General features: G+C 44.0%; 8 protein-coding genes. All 8 read left to right on the forward strand.

Annotated features, from left to right (window positions below):
- The first annotated feature begins 125 nt into the window (after nucleotides 1-125).
- The 8 genes from fliL (at nucleotide 126) to folE2 (ending at nucleotide 5831) form a co-directional block, all read left to right on the forward strand.
- The gene (gene fliL / locus Q0R17_RS19975) at nucleotides 126-662 is read left to right on the forward strand and encodes a flagellar basal body-associated protein FliL (protein WP_293938303.1); all 537 of its coding nucleotides are present in this window, start codon (nucleotides 126-128) and stop codon (nucleotides 660-662) included.
- 145 nt (nucleotides 663-807) lie between these two features.
- Nucleotides 808-1830, forward strand: coding sequence for a flagellar motor switch protein FliM (gene fliM, locus Q0R17_RS19980; RefSeq protein WP_293938305.1), 1023 nt, complete (start codon nucleotides 808-810; stop codon nucleotides 1828-1830).
- A 255-nt stretch (nucleotides 1831-2085) separates the two neighbouring features.
- Nucleotides 2086-2499 carry a flagellar motor switch protein FliN gene (gene fliN, locus Q0R17_RS19985; protein ID WP_293938307.1) on the forward strand — a complete coding sequence of 138 codons (414 nt, stop codon included), beginning with the start codon at nucleotides 2086-2088 and terminating at the stop codon, nucleotides 2497-2499.
- Between the two features lie 123 nt (nucleotides 2500-2622).
- Nucleotides 2623-3063: a flagellar biosynthetic protein FliO gene (fliO, locus tag Q0R17_RS19990; protein WP_293938309.1), complete on the forward strand. Its 441-nt coding sequence runs from the start codon at nucleotides 2623-2625 to the stop codon at nucleotides 3061-3063.
- Nucleotides 3060-3815, forward strand: coding sequence for a flagellar type III secretion system pore protein FliP (fliP, locus tag Q0R17_RS19995; RefSeq protein WP_293938311.1), 756 nt, complete (start codon nucleotides 3060-3062; stop codon nucleotides 3813-3815). The genes fliO and fliP overlap by 4 nt, the downstream gene beginning before the upstream one ends.
- Before the next feature lie 2 nt (nucleotides 3816-3817).
- Complete coding sequence (gene fliQ, locus Q0R17_RS20000; RefSeq protein ID WP_130106695.1) at nucleotides 3818-4087, forward strand: flagellar biosynthesis protein FliQ; 270 nt, start codon at nucleotides 3818-3820, stop codon at nucleotides 4085-4087.
- 8 nt (nucleotides 4088-4095) lie between these two features.
- The gene (fliR, locus tag Q0R17_RS20005) at nucleotides 4096-4896 is read left to right on the forward strand and encodes a flagellar biosynthetic protein FliR (protein ID WP_293938314.1); all 801 of its coding nucleotides are present in this window, start codon (nucleotides 4096-4098) and stop codon (nucleotides 4894-4896) included.
- Between the two features lie 143 nt (nucleotides 4897-5039).
- The gene (gene folE2, locus Q0R17_RS20010) at nucleotides 5040-5831 is read left to right on the forward strand and encodes a GTP cyclohydrolase FolE2 (protein ID WP_293938316.1); all 792 of its coding nucleotides are present in this window, start codon (nucleotides 5040-5042) and stop codon (nucleotides 5829-5831) included.
- The last annotated feature ends 169 nt before the right edge of the window (nucleotides 5832-6000 follow it).

Raw genomic sequence — 6000 nt, forward strand, 5'->3', positions numbered from 1 at the left:
CTTTTTAAGCTATAATCACATCACTTAATTCCAAAGCCAGCGCCCCTCGCATTTGATTGGGGCGCTTTGCTCTGGTTTTCAATTTTATTTTTTATAAAATATTTCAATCCATTCAAGGTGATGTGATGTCTGATGCCAAAGTGGAAGCCGCGCCTAAAGCGAAGAAAAATATTCTTTTATTTGCCGTGATTGGCTTATTAGTGGTCTTGTTAATCATCGTGGGTGGTGTGGCCGCCTTTTTGCTGACAAAAAGCAGCGATCCTGCTGCCGATGAAGTAGCGGCAGAAGCCACTGCACACGACGACGCAAAAAAGAAAAAGAAAGATCATAAAAAGAAAGAAGAGCACGCTGCTGTTTTTGAAAAATTGCCCCAATTTACGGTGAATTTACATTCAGAAGATGGCGATGGCATTTTGCAGACCGATATCTCTTTAGAACTTGGCGATCCGCATTTAGCTGAAAAAATTAAAAGTTTGTCACCTAAAATTCAGGGACAAATTAATAAGCTATTACGTGGAAAAACCATGGCAGAAGTAAAGGCCCCCGATGGTACGGATAAGTTGGGTAAAGAAATTCGTGAAATTGTAAATAAAATTTTAGGCGCAGAGAGTGAAGAAGAAGGGGTTCTCTCGGTTAATTTCACATCATTTATTGTGCAGTAATTTAATGTAATGATTTTTATGCTGGGTAGATGGTGTATTTACCCAGCATCAGCGTATGTGTTGTAGTTATAAATATCTACAGCCCAGCCGGGTTGAATACAAAATATATTAAATAACGGGTAAGAGTTTATCCGGACTAAGGATCATGGCAGACGATATCCTTTCTCAGGAAGAGGTCGACGCGCTACTGCGTGGTGTGACCGGTGAAGAAGATTCTTCCGACGAAGAGGTCGATGCTTCTGCTGTTCGCGATTATGATATTGGTCGCCAAGAGCGCATTGTGCGTGGGCGGATGCCTACGCTTGAAATTTTAAATGAGCGCTTTGCACGTAATTTACGTGTGGCTCTATTTAACTTTATGCGCCGCAATGCTGAAATCTCTGTTGGCCCCGTTCGGGTGCAAAAATATAGCGAATTTATTCGTAATCTGGTGGTTCCTACCAATTTAAATTTGATTCAAATGAAGCCGCTGCGCGGAACGGGATTATTTATTTTTGATCCTGATTTTGTGTTTTTAGTCGTGGATAATTTATTTGGCTCGGATGGCCGTTACCATGTTCGGGTTGAAGGGCGTGATTTTACCGCCACCGAGCAGCGGATTATTCAGCGCCTCTTAGAAGTGGTTTTTGAAGAATACGAAAAAGCTTGGCAGCCGGTATTCCCTTGTGAATTTGTTTACGTTCGCTCTGAAATGAATACCCAGTTTGCCAATATCGCCACGCCAACTGAAGTGGTGGTGGCGTATACCTTTAAAATTGAATTGGGCGCTGGTGGTGGGGATTTCCATATCTGCTTCCCCTATTCAATGATCGAGCCGATTCGCGACGTGCTCTATAGCACGATGCAGGCCGACCGAATTGAGGTGGATAACCGTTGGACCACCTTAATGCAAAAGCAAATTCAGCATGCTGAGGTGGATTTGGTGGCGACGTTGGGCAATGCCAAGGTGACTTTAGGCGAGATTCTAGAGTTGCAGCTTGGGGATATTATTTCTTTAGATATTCCAGAGGCCATTATTGCTGCGGTAGATAATGTGCCCGTATTGGAATGCAAATACGGCACTCTAAATGGGCAATATGCTCTAAGGGTGAGCAAAGTGTTGGGGTCCGCTGAGGCACTAACGGGGAATGAAACAGAAGGCCAATTAGATGCCGACAGCAGCGAATAAATAGCTTAAGTTTTAAGCTGTTCATTTAATCGCAAATAAAAATAGTTAGCCAAGGTAAATTGACCGTGGCTGATGCAAATGCTAAGCCAATGAGGGGTTTGTAGTGGCTGATGTACATAGTAAGCCAATGAGGGCTTTGTAGTGGTTGATGAAAATAGTAAGCCAATGAGGGTTTTGTAGTGGTTGATGAAAATAGTAAGCCAATGAGGGCTTTGTAGTGGTTGATGAAAATAGTAAGCCAATGAGGGTTTTGTAATGGCTGATGAAGATGAAATGGCAATGGATGACTGGGCTGCGGCCCTTGCCGAGCAAGAAGTAGCCGATGCAGCGGTGGCAGCCGCCCCTGATGTACAGGCCGCTGATATTTTTCAGCGTTTTGACGCAAGTACACCTATTGCGAATGCACCTAGCAATATAGATATGATTTTGGATATCCCTGTTTCACTGACTGTGGAGCTGGGGCGGACTAAAATTGCGATTCGCAGCTTGCTGCAATTGGCGCAGGGATCAGTGGTAGAGCTGGATGGGATGGCGGGTGAGCCTATGGATGTGCTGGTGAATGGCTGTTTAATTGCCCAAGGTGAAGTGGTGGTGGTGAATGATAAGTTTGGTATTCGCCTCACCGATATTATTACCCCAGCAGAGCGTATTCGCCGCTTACATAAATAGTTTCGGGCATTATCAATAGGCCCGCTGCCCTGTGTTTTTAGGGGGCTAGCGGGCAATTTATACTTGCAGTGCTTCACAAAACTTCATTACAAACACATGCCTACACGATTATCGTGAGAGTTTATGAAATATCTACGCTGCAAAGTGCTGTTTTTTTTCTGTTTTATGTTTGCTAGCTGTTTACCTGCTCACGCAAATGCCTCTTCCCCTGTTATCGCTCCCGTTTCAAGCTTAATGTCCGTGGCTCAAGTGGTGCTGGCATTGGGTTTTGTTATTGCCCTGATTGTATTTAGTGCTTGGCTAGTGCGTAGGCTCTCTTTAATTCCTATGGGTGCAAAAGGTCAGGTGCTCAAGGTGGTAACAGGGGTAATGGTAGGGGCTAAAGAGCGGGTCGTGGTGGTGGAAGTAGAAGGCCGCTGGCTGGTGCTGGGTGTGACGGCTAGTTCAGTTAATTTATTACATAGCTTGGATGCGCCTGAGCAAGTTGAAACTGTGGTGCCTCAGGCATTTTCACAGCAATTTTCTGCCAAATTGGCCGCCGCTTTGCAAAGGACACCACGTTGAAACGCTTGATGATGGCCCTCTTAGTGATTTTATTTGGCTTAGGCCTTGCCAGCGTAGCGGGTGCTGCTGATCCAGGTATTCCTTTTATGACCGCCAATGCGCAAACGGGTGGCACGCAATATAGTTTACCGATTCAAACGCTATTGTTTCTAACTGCAATTAGTTTTTTGCCTGCAATTTTATTAATGATGACGGCATTTACCCGTATTATTATTGTATTATCTTTATTGCGCCAAGCCCTTGGCACAATGCAAGCCCCGCCTAATCAAGTGATTGTTGGCTTATCTTTGTTTCTCACCTTTTTTGTAATGTCACCGGTATTTGATAAAATGTATCAGGTGGCTTATCAGCCTTATGCAGAGCAAAAAATAGGTTTTAATCAAGCGGTAGAGAAAGGCGTGGTGCCATTAAAAGACTTTATGCTTAAGCAAACACGGCAAAAAGATTTGGCGTTTTTTATTGAGCTATCTGGCACACAAAAACCGAATGGCCCAGATGATGTGAGTTTACGAACCTTAGTGCCCGCCTTTGTAACTAGCGAGCTTAAAACTGCATTTCAAATTGGCTTTATTGTTTTTATCCCCTTTATTATTATTGATTTTGTGGTGGCGAGTATTTTAATGGCCATGGGGATGATGATGGTTTCCCCAGTTATTATTTCACTGCCCTTTAAGTTGATGCTATTTGTTTTGGTGGATGGCTGGACGCTATTAATGGGCTCGCTTGTGCAAAGCTTTTACGTTTCAGGATAGCTATGACGCCAGAAACCGTTGTTACCGTGATTCAAAGAGCCATGGAAGTCATGGTGCTACTTGGTGGGCCATTATTGCTAACCGCGCTGGTGGTGGGCTTAGTGGTGAGTATTTTTCAAGCTGCTACACAAATCAATGAAGCCTCTTTATCTTTTATTCCCAAGCTGTTGATTACCTTTTTGGTGTTTGTGCTGATTGGCCCTTGGATGATTGAAACGGCTATGGATTACACCATTCGCCTATTTCAAAGCATCCCGCAAATGATAGGCTAGGGGTTAGCGTGAGGGATATTTGGACCGTTAGCCAAGCGCAAATCGATCTCTGGTTGGGTATTTTTTGGTGGCCATTTTGCCGCATCTTTGGGTTTTTATTATCTGATCCATTTTATTCTAGTAAAGCGATATCAGTAAAAGTACGCGTGGCCATTGCTATCTTTTTGTCTTTAATTATTGCCCCAGTATTACCTGCTATGCCACAGGTGCAGATTGTTTCCCCCGAGGGGATTTTAATCGTAATTAATCAATTGCTCATTGGTATTGCAATTGGCTATGTGGTGCGAATTATTTTTTCTGCCATGGAAATGGCAGGGCATTTATCTGGCCTACAAATGGGTTTGGGCTTTGCTTCTTTTTATGATCCTCTGCATGCTACTAGCGTACCAATTGTGGCGCAGTTTTTAAGTTTAATGACTATTTTGATATTTTTGGCTTTAAATGGCCATTTATTGGTGCTGCATACTTTATTAGATAGCTTTAATACCCTGCCCATTCGAGTACAGCCTATTTCTGGGCTGGGTTTTAAAATGTTGGCGGATTATGGATCATTAATTTTTCGCTACGGTGTGTTGCTTGCTTTGCCGGTGATTGGCTCCTTGCTGGTGACCAATTTGGCGGTAGGGGTGATGACGCGCGCAGCACCGCAACTGAATGTGTTTGCGGTGGGCTTTCCTTTGATGATGGGGATTGGTTTAGGCGCGATGTATTTATCGCTACCTTATATGCCTGCGCATATTGATATTATGTTGAGCGAAGGATCGCGCTTCGTGGTTAAAATGTTGACTGCGTTTGCTGGCAAGCCCTAAAGCCAGTTAATTGTTAGCTTTGCTGCATAAGTTTTTACCTATCAAGCCCGTAGATTTTTACAATAATTCCCGAGCACTTTACTCGGGTATTCTCAGTGTTATAATCTTACCCATCAGAGTTAATTTTTTTGGAGTTATACCCCATGACCATGGCGATTGCCGACGTGCAAAACACGGTGGATACCCGCAATATTGCGATTAATAAAGTGGGCATTAAGTCCATTCGTCACCCAGTTAAAGTAGCGGATCGTACCGATGGCGTGCAGCACACTATCGCCATGTTTGATATGTATGTGTTCTTGCCTAAGCAATTTAAAGGCACACATATGTCGCGCTTTGTGGAGATCTTAAACAGCCACGAGAAAGAAATTTCGGTGGATTCTTTTGAAACGATTCTGCGCGAAATGTGCCAGCGTTTAGAAGCAGATTCCGGCTATCTGGAAATGCGCTTTCCTTATTTTATTAATAAAATAGCTCCGGTTTCCGGCGTACAAAGCTTGATGGACTACGACGTTACCCTGATTGGCGAACTTAAAAATGGCGTATTTGAGCAAAAGCTAAGGGTATTGGTTCCAGTCACCAGCCTATGCCCATGTTCGAAAAAAATATCAGCTTATGGTGCGCATAATCAACGCTCACACGTAACCGTGACGGCCACACTGGCGAAAAGTGTCTGGATTGAAGAAATTGTAGCACTGGTTGAAGCAGAAGCCTCTTGTGAGCTGTATGGTCTGCTTAAGCGCCCAGATGAGAAATTCGTGACTGAACGCGCTTACGACAATCCTAAATTTGTAGAAGATATGGTGCGTGATGTAGCAGCGCGTGTAGATGCGGACCCGCGTGTGAGCGCTTATGTGGTGGAATCAGAAAACTTTGAATCTATCCACAATCACTCTGCCTATGCGCTGATTGAGCACGATAAACACGCAGTTTAAGCATCACTGCGCCTGATAAAGCCCCGGCAATGAACTGCACCCCAAAAGTTGGACACCCGTCCATTTTTGGGGTGTTTTTATGTCCAAGTACACAATGCAATTCAAACTTACTGCCGTTCAGCAATATTTAACGGGCGAAGCAGGTATTAAAACGATCGCCAAGCAACAT

The sequence above is a fragment of the Iodobacter sp. genome (genome assembly GCF_025352645.1).
In the GTDB taxonomy this organism is placed as follows: Bacteria; Pseudomonadota; Gammaproteobacteria; order Burkholderiales; family Chitinibacteraceae; genus Iodobacter.